Annotated in this window: 20 protein-coding genes; 7 read left to right on the forward strand and 13 right to left on the reverse strand. The window is 68.4% G+C overall.

Annotation, left to right across the window (positions count from 1 at the left end):
- Nucleotides 1–7: 7 nt before the first annotated feature.
- The 4 genes from ACIA12_RS02300 (at nucleotide 8) to ACIA12_RS02315 (ending at nucleotide 3,306) form a co-directional block, all read left to right on the forward strand.
- Entirely contained in the window at nucleotides 8–919 is a 912-nt protein-coding gene (locus tag ACIA12_RS02300; protein ID WP_396364983.1) for a WxL protein peptidoglycan domain-containing protein, read from the forward strand.
- 15 nt (nucleotides 920–934) lie between these two features.
- Nucleotides 935–1,948 (forward strand): enoyl-CoA hydratase/isomerase family protein, encoded by a 1,014-nt coding sequence (locus ACIA12_RS02305; RefSeq protein ID WP_396364984.1) that lies wholly within the window; start codon nucleotides 935–937, stop codon nucleotides 1,946–1,948.
- Nucleotides 1,949–2,026: 78 nt separating this feature from the next.
- On the forward strand, nucleotides 2,027–2,557 hold the full coding sequence (locus ACIA12_RS02310) for a SigE family RNA polymerase sigma factor (protein WP_396364985.1): 531 nt from the start codon (nucleotides 2,027–2,029) through the stop codon (nucleotides 2,555–2,557).
- On the forward strand, nucleotides 2,554–3,306 hold the full coding sequence (locus tag ACIA12_RS02315; RefSeq protein ID WP_396364986.1) for a hypothetical protein: 753 nt from the start codon (nucleotides 2,554–2,556) through the stop codon (nucleotides 3,304–3,306). The genes ACIA12_RS02310 and ACIA12_RS02315 overlap by 4 nt, the downstream gene beginning before the upstream one ends.
- A 310-nt stretch (nucleotides 3,307–3,616) precedes the next feature.
- On the opposite strand, the gene ACIA12_RS02320 is transcribed toward ACIA12_RS02315, so the two are convergent.
- From ACIA12_RS02320 to ACIA12_RS02340, 5 genes are all read right to left on the reverse strand, one after another.
- On the reverse strand, nucleotides 3,617–4,831 hold the full coding sequence (locus ACIA12_RS02320; protein ID WP_396364987.1) for a hypothetical protein: 1,215 nt from the start codon (nucleotides 4,829–4,831) through the stop codon (nucleotides 3,617–3,619).
- A gap of 97 nt (nucleotides 4,832–4,928) precedes the next feature.
- Nucleotides 4,929–5,552 (reverse strand): sigma-70 family RNA polymerase sigma factor, encoded by a 624-nt coding sequence (locus ACIA12_RS02325; RefSeq protein ID WP_343966197.1) that lies wholly within the window; start codon nucleotides 5,550–5,552, stop codon nucleotides 4,929–4,931.
- 250 nt (nucleotides 5,553–5,802) lie between these two features.
- Nucleotides 5,803–7,269, reverse strand: a complete 1,467-nt coding sequence (locus tag ACIA12_RS02330; RefSeq protein ID WP_396364988.1) for a cation:proton antiporter — start codon at nucleotides 7,267–7,269, stop codon at nucleotides 5,803–5,805.
- Between the two features lie 34 nt (nucleotides 7,270–7,303).
- The gene (locus ACIA12_RS02335) at nucleotides 7,304–8,641 is read right to left on the reverse strand and encodes a SidA/IucD/PvdA family monooxygenase (protein WP_396364989.1); all 1,338 of its coding nucleotides are present in this window, start codon (nucleotides 8,639–8,641) and stop codon (nucleotides 7,304–7,306) included.
- Nucleotides 8,642–8,675: 34 nt separating this feature from the next.
- Nucleotides 8,676–9,962, reverse strand: a complete 1,287-nt coding sequence (locus ACIA12_RS02340; RefSeq protein WP_396364990.1) for an ATP-grasp domain-containing protein — start codon at nucleotides 9,960–9,962, stop codon at nucleotides 8,676–8,678.
- A 421-nt stretch (nucleotides 9,963–10,383) separates the two neighbouring features.
- On the opposite strand from ACIA12_RS02340, the gene ACIA12_RS02345 reads away from it, so the two are divergent.
- Nucleotides 10,384–11,097 carry a BTAD domain-containing putative transcriptional regulator gene (locus ACIA12_RS02345; RefSeq protein WP_396364991.1) on the forward strand — a complete coding sequence of 238 codons (714 nt, stop codon included), beginning with the start codon at nucleotides 10,384–10,386 and terminating at the stop codon, nucleotides 11,095–11,097.
- Here the strand turns inward: ACIA12_RS02345 and ACIA12_RS02350 are convergent.
- Nucleotides 11,094–12,380 (reverse strand): glutamate synthase-related protein, encoded by a 1,287-nt coding sequence (locus tag ACIA12_RS02350; RefSeq protein WP_396364992.1) that lies wholly within the window; start codon nucleotides 12,378–12,380, stop codon nucleotides 11,094–11,096. The two genes, ACIA12_RS02345 and ACIA12_RS02350, sit on opposite strands and share 4 nt — an antisense overlap.
- A 136-nt stretch (nucleotides 12,381–12,516) precedes the next feature.
- Between ACIA12_RS02350 and ACIA12_RS02355 the strand changes: the two genes are divergently transcribed.
- Nucleotides 12,517–13,542, forward strand: coding sequence for a hypothetical protein (locus ACIA12_RS02355; protein ID WP_396364993.1), 1,026 nt, complete (start codon nucleotides 12,517–12,519; stop codon nucleotides 13,540–13,542).
- On the opposite strand, the gene ACIA12_RS02360 is transcribed toward ACIA12_RS02355, so the two are convergent.
- Genes ACIA12_RS02360 through ddaH form a run of 6 tightly spaced genes read right to left on the reverse strand, consistent with a single transcriptional unit; the run spans nucleotide 13,527 to nucleotide 18,870 of the window.
- Nucleotides 13,527–14,795, reverse strand: coding sequence for an amino acid permease (locus tag ACIA12_RS02360; protein WP_396364994.1), 1,269 nt, complete (start codon nucleotides 14,793–14,795; stop codon nucleotides 13,527–13,529). The genes ACIA12_RS02355 and ACIA12_RS02360 overlap by 16 nt on opposite strands.
- A 55-nt stretch (nucleotides 14,796–14,850) precedes the next feature.
- Nucleotides 14,851–15,864 carry an asparagine synthetase A gene (locus ACIA12_RS02365; protein WP_396364995.1) on the reverse strand — a complete coding sequence of 338 codons (1,014 nt, stop codon included), beginning with the start codon at nucleotides 15,862–15,864 and terminating at the stop codon, nucleotides 14,851–14,853.
- The gene (locus tag ACIA12_RS02370) at nucleotides 15,861–17,204 is read right to left on the reverse strand and encodes a methylaspartate mutase (RefSeq protein ID WP_396364996.1); all 1,344 of its coding nucleotides are present in this window, start codon (nucleotides 17,202–17,204) and stop codon (nucleotides 15,861–15,863) included. The genes ACIA12_RS02365 and ACIA12_RS02370 overlap by 4 nt, the downstream gene beginning before the upstream one ends.
- A complete protein-coding gene (locus ACIA12_RS02375; protein ID WP_396364997.1) occupies nucleotides 17,201–17,665 on the reverse strand; it encodes a cobalamin B12-binding domain-containing protein in 465 nt (154 codons plus the stop codon). Before ACIA12_RS02375 ends, ACIA12_RS02370 begins: the two co-directional genes overlap by 4 nt.
- Nucleotides 17,666–17,710: 45 nt before the next feature.
- Entirely contained in the window at nucleotides 17,711–18,046 is a 336-nt protein-coding gene (locus ACIA12_RS02380; RefSeq protein ID WP_396364998.1) for a hypothetical protein, read from the reverse strand.
- Between the two features lie 2 nt (nucleotides 18,047–18,048).
- The gene (gene ddaH, locus ACIA12_RS02385; protein ID WP_396364999.1) at nucleotides 18,049–18,870 is read right to left on the reverse strand and encodes a dimethylargininase; all 822 of its coding nucleotides are present in this window, start codon (nucleotides 18,868–18,870) and stop codon (nucleotides 18,049–18,051) included.
- Between the two features lie 139 nt (nucleotides 18,871–19,009).
- Between ddaH and ACIA12_RS02390 the strand changes: the two genes are divergently transcribed.
- Nucleotides 19,010–20,404, forward strand: a complete 1,395-nt coding sequence (locus ACIA12_RS02390) for a hypothetical protein (RefSeq protein ID WP_396365000.1) — start codon at nucleotides 19,010–19,012, stop codon at nucleotides 20,402–20,404.
- A gap of 211 nt (nucleotides 20,405–20,615) precedes the next feature.
- Here the strand turns inward: ACIA12_RS02390 and ACIA12_RS02395 are convergent, their stop codons facing one another.
- Nucleotides 20,616–21,917 carry an MFS transporter gene (locus tag ACIA12_RS02395; RefSeq protein ID WP_396365001.1) on the reverse strand — a complete coding sequence of 434 codons (1,302 nt, stop codon included), beginning with the start codon at nucleotides 21,915–21,917 and terminating at the stop codon, nucleotides 20,616–20,618.
- Nucleotides 21,918–22,067: the final 150 nt, after the last annotated feature.

The following is a 22,067-nucleotide window of genomic DNA, read 5'->3' on the forward strand; positions in this document are numbered from 1 at the left end:
GAGACACATGTTGCGTTTGCCCGGCGTCTTGCTGCTCGCTGTCGGTGCCGTTGTCCTGGGAGCGGGCACCGCTGCGGCGGACGACAGCGCGCCCTGGCAGGTGAAGACCGCAGCCAACAGCTATGGCTCCAACCGCGCGAACTACAGCTATACAGTGGCCGCGGGTGGTCAGGTACAGGACGCCTTTGTTGTGGTCAACCGCGGCAAAGCGCCGCTCGAGCTCGCGGTCTCCGCGGGTGACGCGTTCACGACCTCGAGCGGTGAGCTGGATCTTCGTGGCCCGGACTCGAAGGACCTCGGTACCTGGGTGCACGCGGATCGCAAGCAGGTAAGGGTCTTGCCGGGCAAGTCGGTACAGGTGCCGTTCAAGATCGCCGTACCAGCCGATGCGCGACCGGGCGACCACCTCGGCGGCGTCATCACCTCGCTGACCCAGAACGACGTGGAGCGACGGCTCGCCATCCGGATCCGGTTGCGGGTCAGCGGAGCACTCGAACCGAGCTTGTCGGTCGAGGATCTGAAGGTGCGGTACGCGGGCAACGGCGACGCGACCGTCGCCTACGAGATCCACAACACCGGCAACACGATCGCCGCGGCCCGCCAGACGGCCTCCGTCTCGGGTCCGTTCGGTCAGCTGAAATCGCAGTCGGGTGCCATCGCCGACTCGCCACAGTTGCTGCCTGGCGAGAGCTGGAAGGTGTCCGTGCCGGTCAAAGGCGTAACGCCGGCCGGACGGCTGACCGGAGCTGTCGAGTTGCTCCCGCTGGTGACGGATGCGGCCGGCTCGACAGCGACCTTCGCTGCTGTCCAGAGCACCACGCATGCCTGGACCATTCCGTGGGTTGTTCTGCTCCTGCTTGTCCTGGTGGTTGTCGGCGCCGTGCTTCTCATCCGCCGGAGATATAGTCGGGCTTCCTAGTATCTGGGAGGCTGTGTGACCGAGCCCACTGTGCTGATCAGCCGGGCCGGCCGGGCGGGGCACATCGTGCTCAACCGGCCGAAGGCGATCAATGCCTTGACCCATGAGATGGTGACGCTGATCCAGGCGGCGCTGGATTCGTGGGCTTCCGATCCGTCGGTACAGACCGTTGTGCTCACCGGTAGTGGCGAGCGCGGGTTGTGCGCGGGTGGGGACATCGTCTCGATCTACCAGGACGGGCTCGCCGGTGGTACGGCCTCGGCGGAGTTCTGGGCGGCGGAGTACCGGCTGGACGCGACGATCGCGGAGTACCCGAAGCCGTTCGTTGCGATCATGGACGGGATCGTGCTCGGGGGCGGGATCGGGCTGTCGGCGCATGCCGGGGTACGGGTCGTCACCGAGCGGTCGAAGATCGGGATGCCGGAGACGGGGATCGGGTTCTTTCCCGATGTCGGCGGCACCTATCTGTTGTCGCGCGCGCCGGGGGAGCTGGGCACGCATCTGGCGCTGACCGCTGGGTCGGTGCGGGCGGGCGACGCGATCGCTGTGGGGTTGGCCGATTGGTACGTGTTGAGTGATCGGCTTCCGGCGTTGATCACTTCGCTTGCTTCCATTGCGCCTGCGGAGGCCTTGGCTGCGGTGGCTTCGGAGGCTCCGGCTTCTGGGTTGCTTGCGGATCGCGAGTGGATCGATGCGGCGTACGAGGGCGATGACGTGGTGAAGATCCTGGCCCGGTTGATGGGTTCTGAGGTTGCGGCGGCTCGGTCTACTGCCGAAGTACTGGCCTCGAAGTCACCTACTTCGGTGAAGGTGACGCTGCGGGCGCTGCGAGAGGCGGCGGATCTGCCATCGCTGCGGGAGGCGCTGGATCAGGAGTACCGGCTCGCGTTGCGATTCCACGGCTCACACGACTTCCTCGAAGGAGTGCGAGCCCAACTGATCGACAAGGACCGCAACCCCCGGTGGTCGCCCTCTCACCTCGACGACGTCGACGAATCAGTTGTTGCTTCCTACTTCACCGGGCGCTGATCTCTCCGGCAACCAACTCTGGTGGGGTGTCACCCTGGGAGGGTTGGTGGGGCGTTCTAGGGGGAGGAGGCGATGCCGATGAGAAGTACCGACCCGCAGGGCGATGATTTCGACGCTTTTGTTCGGGCTCGCTGGACTGCTACCGCGCGGCTGGCTTATGCGCTCACCCTGGACCACCAGAAGGCGGAGGATCTCGCGCAAGAGGCGTTCACCAAGCTGTGGTTTCACTGGCGGAAGGTGCGAGGGGAGAGTCCGGAGGGGTATCTGCGCCGGATCGTGACGACCGTGTTCCTGTCCGGGGCGCGGCGGCGGTGGTCGGGGGAGCGGCCTACTGAGCAGATGCCGGAGACGGCCGTCGATCCGGTGACAGGGCAGGTGGATGACCGGATCGCGCTTCGGTTGGCGATGGCTCGGTTGAGTCCGCGGCAGCGTGCCGCGGTCTATCTGCGGTACTTCGAGGACCTGCCTGAACGCAGCGTCGCCGAACTGCTCGGCTGCTCGGTCGGCAGCGTCAAGCAACACGTCCGGCGCGGGCTCGAGACGCTTCGCCGGGACATCGAGTTCACCACCGAGGAGCTGGCAGCGACGGCCGGAAGAGGGATCGCATGACCGATCAACTGAAGGACAGGTTCGCCGTACTGACCGACGACCGGCCGGAACCGGCCGACCCGGTGCTGCAGGTGCGGCAGTCGATCGGGCAGCGGCGTCGCCGGCGTACCGGCCTGGCGGTGATCGCGTGCGCGACGGCGACCGCCGCGGCCGTACTCGCCGTCCCGGCCGTCAGATCGTTGCAGTCAGCAACAGATCGGCCGGGCGTGGCTTCCTCGCCCTCCAAGCCCACCCTCCAGCCCTCGAAGCCCAGCCAAACGACGCCACCGGAGAGCACGGATCACCACCGCGTGCTGCCGGCACCGTGGTCGGACGAGGTCCTCACCATGCTGCCGGGTGTCAACCCCTACCCGCCCCACAAGCAGTACTACATCGCCAAGGGACGGGTCGCGAACGAGAGCTGGGACCTCCTGGTCTACTCCAGGCAAGGCTGCCTGGTCGCCGACCAAGGGCCGGTCAGCAGGTACCCGCACTACTGCTTCGGCCGATCCGGCAGATACGCGGTCAACCAGCTCTTCCTGAAGGCCGACGCCACCATGCTGTTCGGCGCGGCGCCGATCGACGCGCGCGCAGTGAAGGTGCAGGCCGGTGGCAAGACCTACATCGCCCCGGCAGTCGCCACCCCAGCGACGGACACCACCCGCTTCTTCGCCCTGACCATCCCCGGCCACGACCTGAAGATCACCTCGGTCACCCCCGTCGACAAGACCGGTAAGCCGGTGGGTGCCGCGCTGCTGCGGGTGCCCTGAGGGGGCTGAAGCCCACATGACGGCAGCCCGGTCCGGTGAGGCGGCAGCGGCAATACCCGGATCGCCGGCGAGGGCCGGGGCGGCCGGGGCGTTGCCGGCACGGGGTAGTTGCTCAGCCAGGTCGGCGGACTTCGGGTTGTCCCGAGATGGGTGGGCTTGCCGTGTGGGTCGAGGGGTGGCTCGACCCACACGGGTTGCGCTCGGGCGGTCGCTCAAGCCGGCGACGTAGGAGCCGGCGTTATGGGTGGGTGGGAGCCTGGCGCTGAGTGAGCGACCGAGGAGCGAGCGGGGCGGCAGGCGTGGGGAGTTGTCAGCGGGTGGTGGATTTGAAGGTGTTGTATTCCTGTTGGGTCAGTTCGCGGAGTTCGGTGGCGGGGGTTTTGGACTGGGGGCTGCCGCCGCCTACGTCGCCGCCGCCGAAGCGGATGTTGGACCAGTTGTTCTGGGCGGTGAGGGTGGTGCGGCTGGAGTCGCCGTTGATGGAGGTGGCGGCGGTGTCGGCGGTGTCGCCGTCGCAGTTCCAGTCGATGGCCGCGTTGCCGGCGCCGGAGGTGCGGGTACTGCCGTTGGGGCACTTCCAGTAGGTCTTCCAGGTCGAGGCGGCGGCGGTGTTGAGGCCGACGGACTCCTTCAGGCTGTTCTCGTTCAGGGCGGGTGGGGCGAAGTTCGAGTAGCTGAACCAGTTGGCGCCGCTGGTGCGGGGGACGCCGTCGAACTGGAAGAAGTAGTTCATCACGCTGAGGTAGTTCGGCTTGTAGTTCACGTGGTCGGTACCGCCGTGAGTCAGACCGAGGTCGTGACCGAGCTCGTGGATGAAGGTGCCCACGTTGCGGTTCTCGGTGACGGTCCAGTTGCACTTCGGGCCCATCGTGACGATGAAGGTGTCGTTCGGGATGGCGAACGCGTTGCCGCTGCTGCAGCTGTTGTCGTAGTCGTCGGCCCAGAGCATGTAGTGGAAGACGGCCTTGCGGGCCGGGGCGAAGTTGGCGTTCTTGATCGCGTCGGTCTGCGACTCGGCGGGCTGCAGGTTGCTGTCGTACGGCACCTGGTTACCGCCGCCGAGGTTGTACGCCGTACCAGCAGCCGGCCCGCCGTCCAGGTGGATGCGGATGCCGGTGCTGCCGTCGGGGTTGCTGACCGGCGCCGCGGCGAAGACCGCCTTGATCCGGTCGAACGCGGTCGTTGTCGCGAGCCGGCCGCTCATGTAGTCCATCTCGACGAACAGGTCCTTCTTGTTCGCCGTCGCGCCCATCGCGGGCAGGTTCACGTCGATCACACCGTCACCGTTGGCGTCGTACCCGTTCGTCTCCCAGGCGTCGGGCAACGAGTCGCCGTCGGTGTCGGTCGCCAACGGAGCGGCCAACAGGGCGGCCGACGGGGCGACGGCCGGACCGGAGGCCGCGGCCGGACCGGCGGCCGATGGTGCTTCGGGCGGGATCGCCGCGATGGCACCACCGGCGGCCGCGGCGGTCAGGACGAAGGAAGACAGCGTGGCGAGCAGGGCGGAGCTGGGGCGGATTCTCATCGATCTCCTCACAATCGATCGGGGCGCCCCAAGGATGCAGTCGACCGGCCACTGAATGCAATGACTTCAGCACAGAACGTCGACCACGCCGCCTGGCTCAGTGAGCCATCGCACCTGCCAGTTCCGGCGTCCGGCGGAGCATCTGCAGGGCTCGCATCCGCATCGGGCCGATGCTGCCGATCGGCAGGTTCAGCATCTCCGCGATCTCGGTGTACGACGGGCAGCTGTCCGACATCAGCAGGCGGATCAGCCGCTGGTACCGACCGGGCAGCCGGCGCAGAGCCTGCTCGGTGGAAGGCTCGTACTCCCCGTCGACCGGGTAGACGTCGAGGACCGCGGTCCGCTGCCCGTCGCTGTGCTCCGCGGTCGGGTCGGCGTACAGCAGGTACCGCTTCCGGCTGATCGCCAGTCGCAGTCCCTCGCGCCGGGCCGTCGCGGCCAGCCAGGCCGGCAGGCACTCGGGGTCGCGAATCTGGCGTCCGTGCTGCCACAGGCGAAGCCAGGTGAGTTGGGCGACATCCGCTGCGTCGCTGTGGCTGAGGCCGACGCCGCGGGCGGCGTGGGTGAGCAGGTGGGCGTAGCGGCCCTCCAGCTCCTTCCACGCCGACCAATCGGAGTCCAGGGCCCGGCCGAGGAGGACCTCCAACGAAGGTCCGGAATCGGTGTGGTGGCGATTTCCCTCGGGCGTCCGTTCAGTTTTGCGTGGCGAGATCGTCGACACGTTCCACGTCCTTTCGCTGATTCACGCAGAATGAGCGAACGGCGGCGGGAGCAAAAAGGCACAGGTGTGTCCTGCCGACGCTGGCGGACGTCAGCAGGCAGCCCGCAGGGAACTGTGGGCTGATCGAAACCTCACACTCGGCAATACCTTTGAAGCGACCTGTGCCTCACGCGCCCCCAGCGGCCGTCGTCAGTGCTGCCTTCGGTGACTATTCGATCACCGGCCCCGTCACGCAGGCGTAGTGACGGCGTCACGGAACGACGCTCTTGGCGTCACCGTTGGCATACGCATCAGCAATGGGTGATAACCCGGTCGCACTGGGTTCACGAAGTGACGATCCGAGCAGCCGGAGCAGTGGCAGCGCCATCATCGTGGTGATCAGCGCCATCATCACCATCACCGTGAAAGCGCCCTGGTTGATCAGCCCGGCGCTGAGCCCGGCGGACAGGACGACGATCTCGGTGATGCCTCTGGCATTCATCAGGACGCCGAGCCCGATCGCCGACCTGACCGGCAGGCCACCGGCGCGTGCCACCGGCGTGGCACCGAGGAACTTCCCGGCCACCGCGACGACCAGCAGCAGCGCGCCGGCCGCGAGCACCTGCGGATGCGAGATCGCCGCGTTGACGTCGGTCTTCAGGCCGATCGAGGCGAAGAAGACCGGCACCAGCAGCGCCCGGTTCAGCCCGCAGATCTGCTCGGACACCTGCTTCACCGGCAGGATCTCCTTCGGTACCACCAGGCCGGCCAGGAAGCCGCCGAAGATCGCGTGGACACCGATCGCGTCGGTCGCCGCGGCCAGGCCGAGGATCAGCGTGAGGACGGCCAGCACCAGGATCGGGGTGGGAAGCGCAGCGGCGTACCGGTCAGCGAGCCAGCGCAGTACGGGCTTGAGGACGAACACGCACCCGGCGCCGACCAGGATGGTCAGGACGAGAGCGACCAGGGCCGTCGTGAGGTCGGATGACTTGATCATGGCGAGCACGATTGCGAGCGCGCACCAGGCCAGTACGTCGGCCACCGCCGCGCACAGCATGGCCAGCGAGCCCAACCGGGTGCCGACCAGGCCGAAGTCCTGCACGATCCGCGCCAGCACCGGGAAGGCGGTGATGGCCAGGGCGACACCGATGAAGATGGCGAACGGCAGCCGGCCGACGGACGGGCCGGCCAGCGTCGAGTAGAGCGGCAGCGCCGCGATCACGCCGAGCGCGAACGGTACAGCCATGATGGCGAGGCTGGCACCGGCGATCGCCCCTCGATCCCGTCCGAGCTTGTCCCGGCCGAACTCGGCGCCGACGGTGAACATGAAGATCGCCAGCCCGGCCTGGGCGAGCAGATTCAGGTTCGGCAGTACTTCGGCCGGCACGATCGCGGTGAACAGCCCGGGCGCCAGTGATCCGATCACCGAAGGCCCGAGGATCAGCCCCGCGATGATCTCGCCGACCACCGGTGGCTGGCCGATCAGCTTGGCCAGCTTGCCGAACACGGTCGCCAGCGCGCAGACGACGGCGACCGCGATCAGCAGCCGCCACATCAGCTGGGCCGGGGAGACCGCGGCCGGCGCGACCGGACCGGCCGCGGCCGCATGGTGGTCCGGATCGAGCCAGCCGGCGGCGTACGCGATGCCCAGCAGGACAACGGCGCCGCCGACGAGACCGCCGGCGACCGCCAGTCCGCGGCTGGGTCTGGGCAGCAGGGAACTGTCTGTTGCGGACATGGCGGCCTCTCTGTTCAGGTGTAGGTGTCAGCGGTCAGCTGTGCAGCGCGCCGTCGGCGGACAGCGGTACCGCGGTCAGTTCGGCCACGCTCCGACGCGTCCCGTTGGTCTTCCCGGCCCGGCGGGCGAGCAGGTCGTCGGCGATGTCGCCGGCCCGGTTGCCGAGCACGCTGAGCAGCGAATCGGCGATCCCGTGCGTCGCCTCGTTCACGCCCTGCAGGTAGCAGGCGGCCTCCGACGGCTCGTCCAGCTTGAGCCGGTACTTCCGGGTGACCTCGATCTGGTCCAGCCCGATCGCCGCGCTGAGATCGCGAACCATCGCCGGCATCTCGCGGACGAAGCCGGTGCCGAGGAAGACGTAGTCGAGCCGCAGCTCGGTGACCTTGTCGCTGCGCCGGTCGGTCAGCTCGAGGACGACCTCGTCGCCTTCCTCGCGGGCGCCGGTGATGTCGGTCATCGTGATCAGGCGGCGCCGGTCGACACCGTGCAGCTTGTCCAGGTACATCCCGGTGTAGAGGTCCTGCAGCAGGTCGGTCTCGACGCCGGAGTAGTTCGTCAGATGCATCTCGCGCAGGATCTGCTCGCGGCCCTCCGGCCGGGCGTCCCAGACCTTGTCGATGAACGACGGGTAGTACAGCTCGTTGATGAACTTGTTGGTGTCGTACGCGCGCAGCCCGATCGACCGCATCACCCAGCTCAGGTCGCCGGCCGGCAGATCGTTCTGCAGCGCGCGGAACATCTCGGCCGCGCTCTGCGCCGCGCCGATGACGGCGACGCGATGTGGCTTGTCCTTGGCCAGTTCCGCGATCCGGTACCGGTACTGCGTACTGTGCACCAGCCGATCCGCGGGCAGGCCGGCCAGAACCGGTGGCACGTACGCGTCGCGGCCGGCGCCGATCACGAGGTACCGGCTGGAGATCGTGCTGCCGTCGGCGAGCTTCGTCAGCCAGCCCGTCAACGCTCCGGCGGCGTCGCGGACCGGCGCGATCGACGTGCACTCGCAGCCGAGCTCGAACTTCACCTTCTGCAGCGACTGCGCCACCCAGCTGAGGTAGCCGGAGATCTCCACCCGGTACGGCGTGAAGCTGCCCATGTTGATGAAGTCGTCGAGCCGGCCGACGCTGCGCAGGTAGTTGAGGAAGGTGAACTTGCTGCGTGGGTTCCGCAGCGTCACCAGGTCCTTGGCGAAGGCCACCTGGCTCTTCGTCCACGGCAGCAGCAGGCCGCGCTGCCACTCGACCGTGTGGCCGCGCTCGATCACCAGCGAGTTCTCTGCCAGGCCGTCGATCCCGAGCTCCTCGATCGCGACGGCCAGGGCCAGGTTCGCCGGCCCTCCACCGACTGCGAGTAACTCGACCTCACGGTTTGTCATGCGGGCTCCCAGTGGTTGTGGCTCGGGACTCGGCTCACCATGGCCGGCCGGAGAACTCGGTCTCGTTCAGCGCTTCGTACTTCAGCTCGACCAGCTCCGCCGCGGCGGTCAGCCGGTCGGCGCAGGTCTCGGGGTCGTCGGCGGTACAGATGACGTACGCGTGCCGGCCGATGTGCGCGCGCGGCGGCAGCCGTACGGTCGCTCCGGCGGGCACCATCGGGTGTGCCTGGATCAGGCCCGGTACTACGCCCGGCTCCGGAACCGTGATCTCCACGACGCGGGCGTCCTCGGGCGGGTAGCAGAAGCGGATCCCCACGCAGATGCGGTGATCCATCGCCAGATCGGGCTGAACGCCTTCGGCGACATCGACCAGTACCGCGCCCGGGTCGATGCCGGTGGCAAGCTTTCCCAGGTACGGGATCAGGTCGCCGCCGAGTCGCCCGTTCACCTCGATGATCGTCGGGCCGCGGGAGCTGAACCGGATCTCGGTGTGGGTGATCCCGTACGGGACGCCGAGTGCCGCGTGGGCGGACCGGAGCAGTTCGCGCAGTTCGGGATCGGTCAGCAGCGGGTCGTTGCCGTCGACGATGTGGCCGATCTCCTCGAAGTACGGCGGCGGTCCGAGCTGCTTGTGCGCGATGCAGAAGGGCGTGTAGGCGCCGTCGACCACGGCGCCGTCGACGCTGATCTCCGGGCCGTCGACGAGCTCTTCGATCAGGGCGCCACCGTGGTACGCGACCGGTCCGCTCCGGCTGGAGTCGTCGGCCCGCTCGAAGGCTGCGGCGATGTCGTCCGGGCCGTTCACCAGGGCGACGCCGATGCTGGCCGCCATACCGCGCGGCTTGACCACCACCGGGTACCCGATCTCCGCGGCCGCGGTAGCGGCGGCCTCCGCCGTCGTCACCACCGCGAATCGAGGCTGTGGCAGCCCGGCAGCAGTGAGCGCTTCTCGGCTCTTGACCTTGTTGCGGCATCCTTCGGCGCCGGCGGGTGTCAGGCCGGTGAGGCCGAGTCTGTCGGCCACCAAGGCGGTGATGATGACCGACGGTTCGTCGTAGGTGAAGACGCCGCGCACGCGATGGGTCCTCGCGACTGTCTCGGCGGCAGCGAGCAAGGCGTCGTGATCGAGGACCAGACCGGATCCCTGCAAGGGAACGACGACGCTGCTGCCGGCCAGATAGGGCTGTTGCCAGCCGACCGGTTCGTCGTCGATCAGCCACAGCGGCCGGCGTTTCGCCGCGCCCTCCAGCAGGTACTGGCGGTAGGGCTGGAATCCGCTGCCGAACTGCAGCACGACACCGTCGGTGTTGTCGTCGTCCACGCGTTTGCCTCCCGGGCTGAGCACTACCCAACGAGAGGGGACCGGGCGCCACGGGTGATACAGAGACCTGTCCGGGGACCGGTCCCGGCGCCGGTTCGGGGGTTCGTCCGGGAACTGCCGGGGAAATGTCTGATATCTGCCGGGCCAATGCCTTGTACTCATTTAGCTGAGGATTCAGACTTCACCGCAGGTAACGCAGGGGTCACTGATGAGGAGGTCGCCGATGCCCATATCGGGAGACGGATCCGGCGAAAGTCTTCGCCGTAACGGAGCGTCGCCCAGTAATCACAGGAAGTGGGAATTCATGCCTGTGGGGGGACATCCGACGAATGAATCCGGTCTAGTCGATCCGAGACCGGATTTCGCACCCGAAGAAAATCCGGAGGCACCCAAACTCCGGCTGCTGGACGGTTTCCGGGCGGTGGTGGACCAGCAGACGCTGTCCATTCCGCTGAGCGCGCGGCGGGTGGTCGCGTACGTCGCGCTCCGCGGCCGGTCCAGCCGTGCGGAGGTGGCTGGCACGCTCTGGCCGGAGGTGTCCGACTCGAAGGCGCAGGCCTGCCTGCGGACTGCTCTGTGGCGGTTGCGCCAGTTGAGCGAGCATCCGCTGGTCACCGGCGACGAGACGCTGCGATTGGATGAATCGCTTGATGTAGACGTCAGCACGCTGGTCACCGCCATCCGCCGGGTGATCAACGACGGCGAGTGCGGCGCCGACCAGGGGTTGCTGCCGACGCTGGCCACGATGGGGGAGCTGCTCCCGGGCTGGTACGACGACTGGGTGCTGCTCGGACGAGAGCGGCTGCGCCAGTTGCAGTTGCACGCTCTCGAGCTGACCGCCCAGGCGCTGACCTGCGACGGCCGGTACGCCGAAGCGATCGAGGCGGCGATGGCAGCGGTACGGCTGGAGCCGTTGCGGGAGAGCGCGACCAGGGTGCTGATCGAGGTGCACCTGGCCGAGGACAACGTGGTGGAGGCGATCCGGCGGCTGGAGTTCTTCCGCAAGAGCCTGGCCACCGAGCTCGGAGTCGAGCCGACCGCGGAACTGGTGGACCTCGTCCGCAGCCGGCAGACCGTCTCACACGCCCGCCGGGAAGTCCCCGACATGCTCCGCCGGAACCGCCACCTGGCCTAGTACCCAGCAGCTGGATTCCAGACGTCCTCTCGGTCGAGTGCCTCCACGTGGTATTTGCCGAGGGCGCTCACGATCAACTGCAGTTCGAGCGCCAGACACTCGACCAGGTTGACCAGGCCGTTGTCCGGGTCGGTGTCGACGGCGATCAACGCGGCCCGGCCCAGGCCGGCCGCGTTGGCGCCGAGGGCAAGCGACTTGGCGACCCGCGCGCCTTCCCACATCCGGCCGGACACGAGCAGACAGGTCGGGGTCGCGCCGGCCAGCTCGAGGCCGGGTTGCTCGCGACCGGCCCGCTCGTCGCCGATCCGGCGGAGGCACTCGCCGAGGGGGAGTCCGACCTGGTCGAGGAAAGCGCGCGGTGCCCAGCCGGTGCCGCCCTCGGCGCCGTCGACCGTCACCGCGTCGGCCCCGGCCTCCCAGGCCACCCGGGCAGCGGCGGCGACATCTCGGGCGGGCGGGAGCTTCACCCAGATCCGCGCTCGCGGGTAGTTGTTGCGCATCAGCCGGATCTGCTGCTTCAGGATCTCCGCGGTGAAACTGCCCGGACTGCTGCTGCGCAGGACCTGACCGTTGCCGACGACAGGGTCGAGGAGATAGGCATCGGCCAGCCGCTCGGCCGCCTCGGCGCCCATCAGCGTCATCCCGCCCAGGCCCGGCTTCGCGCCCTGACCGACCTTGAGTTCGAATGCCAGTCGGCCTGACTCCAACAGCGACAAGGCGTTCGGGTCGCTGTAGACCAGGTTCCACACCTCGGCGTCCGCGTCCTCGGTGCTCTGCTGGACGACGACACCGCCGTACCCGTCGAGCGCCTCGGCCTGGTACGCGCTGATCCGGCCGAGCAGCGAGCGTTCGGCATCCTCTTCCAGCCGGCCGTAGCTGTTCATCGGCATCACGTTCTCGCCGACGACCATCGGGATGCCGAGCCGCCCGGCCTGCCGGCTGGCGGAGATGCCGAGTGCGATGCTCGCCGCCTCGGTCGAGCCAAACGCCGAGACGTACAAGGGCAGCATGGACCGGAATCCGCCGATCGTGGTCTCGAGCACGACGTCGCGGTAGACGGGTTCGCGGGTCAGTTCGACGAGCTTGGCGAACCGCTGCGGGACGAAGACCGGTGGTACGAGCCGGTGCCGGTCGATCGGGCAGGACGGCTCCGGCCCGCCGGTCTCGGCGCCGAACAACGCGTGCCCGTACTGGTCCGCGGGCGGGAACGCGTCGGCAGCACCGGTCTTGGCCCGGCTTCGGACTGCTGCCTCGGGGAACGTCTCGGCGTGCAGGATGGCCACCTCAATCGGATCGCAGCGGTCTCTTGCTCCGACAGAGGCGGTGACAGTGAGGCGAAAATACGTATCAGCCGCGCCGGGCAGCCCCCTCACTTTGTGTGTAAGCGGTTCACTCTCAATGGGCCGGGGGGCACAAATCATGAAGTCCGCACGTCTGACCACTCTGCTGGTCGCCTTCACCATGGGCGTCAGTACGTTGCCCGTCGGCGGCGCTGCCGCCGCCACGAATCCCTGCCGGTTGCCGGAAGGCGTCCTGCACTCCACCGCCCTCGCCGCGCGCTCCGCAGTCGACTGCGGAGCCGTCGGCAGACTCATCGATGCCGGCGACGGCGTTGCGCTGACCGTCCCGCAGCCAGGGGACAGCGTCACGATGGACCTGCTGTTCCCCTCCGGCGCCCGCACCTACACCCTGACCACCGACGAGCAGGGGCGGGTGAGCACCGGCCCGGCTCCCGCCAAGCACGAGCCGGCCAGCCAGTTCCCAGACCTCGCCGGACAGCCCGGTGCCTGCGACCGGGACACGTACGTGCTCCGCGACTACAAGTGGCGCTCGCCCTGGTTGTTCCGTACGACGTGGGGCACCAAGCTGGCCACCAACCGCCAGCGCGACTTCGACGCGGCGGTCCGCCGATCGCTGGCGAACCTCACCGACGGGCACAACACCTGCGGCCTGAACGGAAAGACCCGGGCGGCCGGCGCCCTGCTCGGACACACCAGCAGACAAGGCAACTTCGTGTACGCCGACGGCGCGACGACCTGCGGCCAGCGCGATCACCACAGTGTCATCGACGAAGGAGACCTGCCCGGCGGCTTCCTGGAGGCGACCCTGGCGTGGACCTGTACCTGGTCCGAAACCCGGCACGGCGTGACCCGTGCCGTCGAGGCCGACATCAGGATGAACAGCGCCGACTACAACTGGACCTACGACCCGGTCAACGACCCCAAGTGCAAACCTGAGCAGCCGCCGGAGTACGACCGCTGGCGCTACGACGTGGAATCGGTACTGACGCACGAGATGGGCCACGTGTACGGGCTGGTCAACCTCAGCGCCCCCGAGGATCTCAACCTGACGATGTACCCCGGCGTACGGCGTTGCACCGGGCACATGCGCACGCTCGGCCGCGGCGACGTCCTCGGAATGCGTGCTCTCTACGGACGTCGCTGAGCGCGGGTCAGCCACCGGTAGCTCAGTGCGGCGACAGTGACGATCAAGGCCCAGAGCAAGTAGGGCCCAGCCATCAGCAGCAGGACTACGACGGCACCTTGTGCGACGAGGGCAGCAAGGCGACCCTTGCTGCCCCGTGGCAGCAGCTTGACGGCTGCCGCGACACCCACGGCGTACACAGTCACGAACAGGCCAGTGGTGAGCAGCACCAGCGACGACGGCGTGATTCCCGCTGCGACGACGATCAAGGCCGTCACTGTGGACATGCCACCGAGCAGAGTGAGGCTGCGGCGTGGGATCTCGCCGGCAGCGCTGCCCTGGGTCAGCCACTTGGGCAATGAGCCGTCGCGGGCCAGGGCGGCACCGAGTTTGGACGCGCCCGCGTAGTACGCGTTCATGGCGCCGAAGCTGAGCAGTAGCGCGGCACAGGCAGCCAGGATGCGGGAGTTGCCGCCCAGGCCGATCGCCAGCAGATCGCCCAGCGGCGCATCGGTGTCTGCCGCGCCGGGGCCGAGCACTGTGATGGTGGCGAAGGCGACGCTGAGGTAGAGCACGCCGACGACCACCACTGCGATTGCGGTGGCCCGCGGTACGTCGCGGTCCGGCCGACGGAACTCGGCGGTCAGGTGGGTGACCGCTTCCCAGCCGACGAAGCTCCAGACGAGCAGTGCGGCTGCTGGGCCGATCGCCTTCCAGCCATGCGGTGCGAACGGCTGCAGGTTGGCCAGGTCCGCGTGGGGCAACGAGAGCGCGACCGCCAGAACCAGGAAGACGGCGAGCAGCGCGGCCAGGGCGATCTGCACCCGGCCGGTCACCTGGATCCCGAAGGCGTTGGTGGCCGGTACAGCCAGGATCAGGACGAGCATGGTGATCAGTACTGTCTTCTCACCACCACCGATGCCTGCCTCGACATAGCCACCGGCCCACAGCGCAGCGGCCGGTCCTCCCACAGGTACAGACAAATAGAAGCACCAGCCGACCACAGCGGCTGCCTTGTCGCCGAACGCCAGCCGCGCGTAGGTCGCAACGCCACCGGAGTCCGGGTACCGCGCACCCAGCGCGGCAAACGTCGCCGCCAGGGGAGCGGAGACGATCGCCAGGCCGAGCCAGGCCAGCAACGACGCCGGACCGGCCACCTCGGCGGCCAGGGCCGGCAGTGCGATCACACCGGTGGCCAGCACGGCCCCGACGTACAAGGCCGTGCCCTGGCCCAGGCTGAGCGTGCCGCTCGGCTCGGTGGTTGCTTCCGTCATGCGGGACATCTTCGCCGGAAACCGGCCACCGAGGCGCATGGGCACGGCGAGGCGGTCACGGGGACGGGATACCTGGCACCTTCGGGAACGCGCTCGCCTGCCAGACCGAGCCGAGGCCGGCCACGTAGCGGGTGAAGCGTTCCAGTCCCAGCCCGAAGCCCGCGCTCGGCGGAACGCCTTCCTTGAGCAGCTGCAGGTACCACGCGTACTTCGCCGGGTTCTCGGCCGTCTCCCGCATCCGGGCGACGATGGTCGCATAGTCCTGCTCGCGCTCAGAACCGCTGCACAGCTCGCCGTACCCCTCGGCCGCGATCAGGTCGAAGTTGCGCAGCATGCCGGGCTGGTCCCTGCTCTCCTTGTCGTAGAAGCCACGCGACCCCTTGGGGTAGTCGGTGACGAAGAACGGCCGGTCCACCTGCTGCGACAGCTTGGCCTCACCGACCCAGTCGATCTCCGCGTCCGGGCTTTGGTCGTGGTCGATGGCGTGCAGATCGGCAACGGCCTGCGAGTGCGTACGACGGCCGAAGTGCCCGGTCAGTACTTCGGCCAGCGCGCCGGCGTCGCGGCCAAGCGTGTGCAGCTCGCTGGGCAGGTCGCTGAGCACCCGCTCGACGACGTACCGGACCAGGCCCTCGGCCAGCTCGAGCGCGTCGTCGCGCCCGGCGTTCGCCATCTCACAGTCGATCTGGTGGAACTCGGCCAGGTGCCGGCTGGTCGACGTCGTCTCCAGCGGCTCCAGCCGGACGTTCGGCGCGATGAAGAAGATCTTGTCGAACGACGTCAGCGCGGCCTGCTTGTAGAGGATCGCGCTCGTCATCAGCTTGTACCGGTGACCGTAGTAGTCCACGTCGACCTGCTTGGCGCCACGGGCGCCGGGGTCGGTGACCGGTCCGATGATCGGCGGCAGGAGTTCCATGAATCCACGGCCGGTGAGGAACTCGCGGCTCGCGGACAGCATCTTGTTCTGGATCACGAGCACTGCCCGGGTGACCGGTGAGGTCAGGTGCTCACGGGGACTCGGCGGCAGTGCGGCCGCGGCCTGCGCGGGTGGGATCCGGGTCTCGGTCATAGGTTGCTCCCTGTCAGTTCGTCACGGGGCGGTGGTTTGGAGTCCGGCAGCTGCTCGGCCGCGGGCGCGGCCTGGTACTCCTGCTCGAGACTCGCGCTGTCGAACTTCCGCTCGATGTACGACAGCGTCGCGAGCAGTCCCATCGCGGTCAGCTTGCCGGCGCCGGTCCGCCGGACCGAGTCGCGGATCGGCATCGAGCCGACCGCCGACCACTGCAGCCGGCCGGTGTCGTCGAGATAGCTGCGGGCCTTGCCGGCGTTGTCCGGGTGCAGGCAGTACGGGACGTCGAGGTAGCCGCGACGGAAGGCGAGTTCGAGCGCGGTACCGAGGTCCGGGTCGAGGTTGACCACGGCGTCGATCAACGCGCTCGCCTCGGCGTGGATACCGGTGTCGTCGATGTCGCCGATGATCCTGGTGCAGCGCGCCGCGGCGGCCGCGGCGGTCTCCAGCGCGTCGACGTTCTCGGCGAAAGTGGGGATTCGGTAGCCCTCGGCAACGGTCTTGACGATCAGCCGGGCCGACGAGGTACGGACCGCCAGCCGCGCGGCCTCTTCGAGCAGCCGCGAGGCGCCCTCGGGCGTGCGCGGATAGACGCCCATGTAGGTGTAGATGACGACGTGCCAGTCGATGTCCGGCAACCACTGCGCGGCCAGCCGGCGCATCGCCAGGATGGCTTCGGCGTCCTGGTCCGGATCCGTCTGCTGGGCGTAGCTCAGCGAGACGCTGCAAATGCCGTGCTGGCGGAAGAACATGCACTCGAGCACGCTCAGCGCGACGAGCAGGCCGGGCGGGCAGAGCTGGCCCATCATGCAGCCGCCGAAGCTTTCCAGATGCGGCTCGACGCCGGTCTCCCGTACCTGGGCCAGCAACTCGCAACTGCCGGCCCAGTTCGGGATCGACTCGGCCAGCGGCACCCGGCTGTAGGGGAGGCAGTACGAGACCGGCCCGCCCTCGGTGGCATGCAGACCGGCCCCGGCCAGCGACCGAATGATTGCCTTGGGCAACGGTGAGCCGTGCCGGACCTGAACCGGGAAGTCGGCGCCGACCACACCGTCCAGGACGGCTCGGGTGGTGGCCACGTCCTGCGCGACGATCGGGTAGCCGTTCAGCTCGATGCCGGCCGCCAGCGCCGCGCTGGCGCTGTCGTGGTCGCCCACCCGGGTGTAGCTGTCGAGCGTGATCGTACCGACCGTGGTTGCGGCCGCGGCCTTGGTGAGCTGCAGCCCGAAGCGCATCGAGGCCGCGTCGCTGACCCCCATCCGGGGCTGCACGACGAGCCGGCCGGTCTGGTGCGCGCCCGCGACGAAGTCACCGAACGAGCCGGTGGAGGGGAGGCTCACGAAGCGACGCCGGTGGTCAGCTGCCGGACGAACGACTGGAAGGCGGTCAGCCCGGTCCCGTCGTCGAAGACCGCGTCGAACCCCGCGGACATCAGCTTGGCGCGGGAGCCGTCGGAGCCCGGGCCGTCGATGCCCAGCTTGCCGCCGATCACCGCCGGTACCTGGCTCAGGCCCGGCCGGTCGCGGAGCTGGGTGATCACCCGCAGCCCGTCATGGAAGCCGTGCCCGTTGACGGTGCTGACCACGATCAGGTCGGGGCGGAGGCGCTCCGCCTCGGCGATCAGCAGGTCGTCCGGCACACAGGCGCCGAGGTTGTGCACCTGGTGGCCCAGCTCTTCGAGGACGAGCTGCAGGAACACCAGGTTCCAGGTGTGCGAGTCCGACGAGACGCTGGTCAGCAGCACGGTGAGGTCGCCGTTCCGGGCGGCTCTGCCGGCCGGGACGGCGGCGACATGATCCATGACAACCAGAGCATTGGTCGGTCAGGCCCTGATACACGGGCCTGCTCAGGATGAGGCGATCTCGTCCAGTTGGGAGACACCGCTGGCCGCCTGCGGTCCGTACCGCTCCCAGCGCTCGTGCAGCCGGATCCGGCCGTCCGGCAGCATCTCGGGCGTGCTCTCGCAGTGCCCTGCCAGTACGGTCCCGTCGGCCAGCGCCATCGTGTAGGTGAACTCGATCGAGCCGTCCGGTCGGCACACCCCGGTCAGCGACCCACGCCGGACCTTGCCGCCGCTGAACTCGCCCCACAGGAGGTCACCGCGCTGCCGGTACACAGCCGACGGGCCATCGCCCTCGGCGTGCGCGACATCGCGGAACCTCCTGCCGTCGTAGTCGATCACTACTAGACCTGGTTGTGCAGTTCGAGGATGCAGCACTTCACGCCGCCGCCGGCCCGCAGCAGTTCGGAGACGTCCATGCCGAAGGACTCGAAGCCAGCAGCGCGCAGTTGGGCGACCAGGTTCGCGGCGCCCTCGGGCATGAGGACGTGCTTGCCGTCGGAGACCGCGTTGAGCCCGAATGCCTCGGCGTCATCGCCGTCCGCGATGATCGCGTCCGGGAAGAGCTCGCGCAGGATGCCCTGGCTGCCGGGGGTGAAGGCGGCCGGGTAGTACATGATCGTGCGGTCGTCGAGCGCCGACAGCGCCGTGTCCAGGTGGTAGAACTTGTCGTTCACCAGGGTCAGGCCGATCACCGGGCGACCGAAGTACTCCTCGGTCTCGACGTGGCTGCGGCGGTCGGTACGGAAGCCGTTGCCCGCCAGGATCCACGGTCCGGCGGCCAGGTAGTCGCCCTCGCCCTCGTTCTCCAGCGCAGCCTGGCGGATCTTCAGTCCTTTGGCGGCGAACCAGTCGAGGTAGCCCGCCGACTCCGCGTCCCGTTCGGGGAACCGGAACCGGGCCACCAGCGCGCGGTCGCCGTACACGGTGGCGCCGTTCGCGGCGAAGACCATGTCGGGCAGGCCCTCGAGCGGCGGGATCACGTCGACGGTGTGGCCGAGGTCGATCAGCTGGTCGTGGATCCGCTGCCACTGGTCCATGGCGATCGACTGGTCGGTCGGCTTGCCGGGATCCATCCACGGGTTGATGGAGTAGGTGACATCGAAGTGGGTCGGCGGGCACATCAGGTAGTGGCGGGCTGTAGCCTGCCGGGCAGTGGTTTCCATGCCCACCAGAGGATGCCGGGGGCACCTTCAGATACCTCCCCCCATAGGTGTATTTCCGCGGGCTGGTCGAGGTCTCTTGCGAGTAGGAGCGGCTCTGCTCCGCCCAGCCCACTCGGAGGTCCGACATATGGTTACCGGCTTGAGCCGAGCTGAACTCACCGCCCTGTATCTCGACGAGGTCAAGCGACGGGGGATCTCGGCCGGCGAACTCACCAGCACCCAGCCCGAGTCCGTCGGTCTGCAGTCCTTCTACGGCGGCCGGTACCTGTCCCGCCCGCTGTTCCTCGGCGCCGAGGAGACCGAGCAGCTGGCCCACGACATGCTGACCATGCACGCCGCCCTGGTCAGCCTGCCCGACAAGCTGTACGGCGGTGACTTCGGTGCGTTCGGCCGGGCCGTCGGACTGAGCGAGGCGCAGGTCTCGGCCGTGCTGCGCAGCCGCGGCACGACCGTCACCAAGCAGAGTCGTGGCGACCTGTACCTGTCCGAGGACGGGTTCAAGCTGCTCGAGTTCAACATGGGCAGCGCGCTCGGTGGCATCGACCACTCCGACATGGCGACCGCGTTGCTGGACCAGCCGGTGATGCTGGAGTTCGCCCAGAAGCACCGGCTGACGTTCGTCGACACGATGCGCGAGCAGGTCAACGACATGCTGGTGGAGAGCGGGTTCGCGCCCGGGTCGCGGCCGAAGATGGCGACCGTCGACTGGCCGAGCAGCTACGAGACGCTCGAGCCGTACATGCAGCACTTCTCCGGCCGGCTGACCGAGATGGGGATCGACACCGTCTTCGGTCACATCGGGCAGCTCGAGGTCCGCGACGGCGGGGTCTGGCTGGGGGACGTGAAGCTCGACATCATCCAGCGGCTGTTCATGCTGGAGGACCTCGAGGACCCGGAGTCGCTGGCACTGGCCGAGCCGATCCTGGACGCGGCGGCCCGCGGTGAGGTGAAGATCTTCACGCCGCTGGACTCGGAGATGTTCGCCAGCAAGAGCGCGCTGGCGATGCTGTCCGACGAGGCGAACCGCAAGCACTTCGACGCCGAGACGCTGGCCAGCCTGGACCGGATCCTGCCCTGGACCCGGGCGGTTCGCGCCGAGCAGGTCACGCTCGAGGACGGTACCCGGGTCGACCTGATCGACTACGTGCTCTCGCACCAGGACGACCTGGTGCTCAAGCCGACGCAGCTGCATGGCGGCGATGGGGTGCTGCTGGGCTGGCGCGCGGAGACCAGCGCGGAGGAGTGGGAGGAGCGGGTGCGGTCGGCCGTCGGCGGGTCCTGGGTCGTTCAGCGGCGGATCCGGCCGGTGGTGGAGTACTTCCCGATGCCTGAGGGCGATCCTGTTCCCTGGTTGGTGAACTGGGGCGTCTTCACCGTCGTCAACGGCTTCGGCGGAGTCTTCGCCCGAGCCGCCACCGTCGAGTCCGACCTAGAGGTAATCCGCCTGAAGGCCGGCGCTTCCGTCGGCACCGGCATGCACGTACTGCCGGAAGACTCAGACGTAGAACCCGGCACGGCACTCCCCGTCAAGTAACACCAACAACAACCCCGCCGCGGCCCTTGCGGGCCGCGGCGGGGTTGTTGTTGGTAGCTGTCGAGCGGATCGCGCTCGGGGTGCTCCCGCTGTTCCTGCGCTCGTCGGCTCGCTGCGCGAGCCGGGAGCGCCCACCACGCACGGCGCTCTGCGCGTGCTTCTGCTTTTGCTGCTCGGCGGCCCGCGCAGCGGGCCGCCGAGCAGTTTGTTGTTAGGTGGCGGGCTCGGTGCTTGGGTCTGTGGTGGGGGTGGGGGCGGGGATCTCCGACGGCTCGCCGTCGGGTCTACGCATGCCTATGCGGGCGCAGACTGCGGAGAGGACTGCTACGGCGGCGGCCCAGAGCCAGAAGGACTGGCCTAGGTGGGACCAGGCCCACACGCCTACTGCGGGGCCGATTGCATTGCCTAGGCCGAAGACTGTGAGCATGGCGCCGGAGTAGCGGCCCATCAGGTGTGGGGGAGCGACCATGCCGGGGTAGGCGAAGGTGGTGGGGGCTCCGATGATCTCGGAGGCCGTCCAGATGATGGTGCCGACGATCAGCAGGGCTGGGATCAGGGCGATCGCGTACATGCCATAGCCGACCGCTACCAGGCCGAAGCCGGCGATGGCGGTGATTCGTAGTGGCCAGGTCTGCACGTACTTCGTCGCGGGTACTTCGCACACCGCGACAACGACCGCGTTCGCCGAGACCACCAGGCTGTACCACCACAGGCTCATGCCGTCGTCCACGATCGCCAGCGGAAGTACCGCGAGGTACTGGCAGTAGACGATGGTCACGAGGAACACGGCCGCCAAGTAGAAGTCGTAGCGCCAGTCGGCCAGCACAGCCCGGTAGCCCTGCTTCTTCTCCGCCGCCTTCGCCGCCGCCTTCTCCGCCGCCTCGGCCGCACTCGGCTTGCCAGGCAGGAACTTCCACGCGATCGCGCTGTAGAGCACCGCGGCGAACGCCTCGGCCCAGAACAGCAGGTTGTACGAGACCGAGACCAGCGCAACGCCGACGATCGGCGTGACCGCGGTACCGAGGTTGATCGCCAGCCGGTACATCGCCATCGTCATGACGAGCTGGCCGGGCTTGGTCAGCTCGGCCAGCATCGCCTGCGCGGCGGGCCGGTTCAGCATGCTGACCGTGCTGACCACGAGGATCGCGACCAGGATCAGCCAGTACGGCTTGATGTACAGGATCGAGACGATCAGCGCCGCCGAGCCGAGCATGCTGATCAAGGTCGCGGCTCGCGCGCTCAGCCGGTCGGTGAGCCAGCCACCGACGAACGAGCCGAGCACGTGGCCGGCGCCGTAGACGCCCAGCGCGAAGCCGGCCTCACCGGCCGAGAAGCCCTTGTGCGTCATGAACAGCACCAGGAAGATCTGCAGGAAGGCGCCCAGCCGGTTGACGAACACGCCGAACAGCAGCGCCTTGGACGTCAGCGATGTCTGCCGCCAGGTCGCGATCGCACCGAGCCCGGTGCCGGGTTGTTCGGCCGGTGCCGGATCGCGGTCGACTTCTTCACTCATCGGTTACTTCACCCCTTGGTTCCGGGCAGGCGAGTTGTCCGGGCGGGTCTGCCTGCGGACATTTGGTCCCGCACGCTACCGCGCGAAACGCCGCTCCGACAGGGTTTGCAGGCAACTAAAACACGTGTATCAACGCCCGCTCCGGGCTGC

It is taken from the genome of Kribbella sp. NPDC051620, assembly GCF_044453825.1.
GTDB lineage: Bacteria > Actinomycetota > Actinomycetes > Propionibacteriales > Kribbellaceae > Kribbella.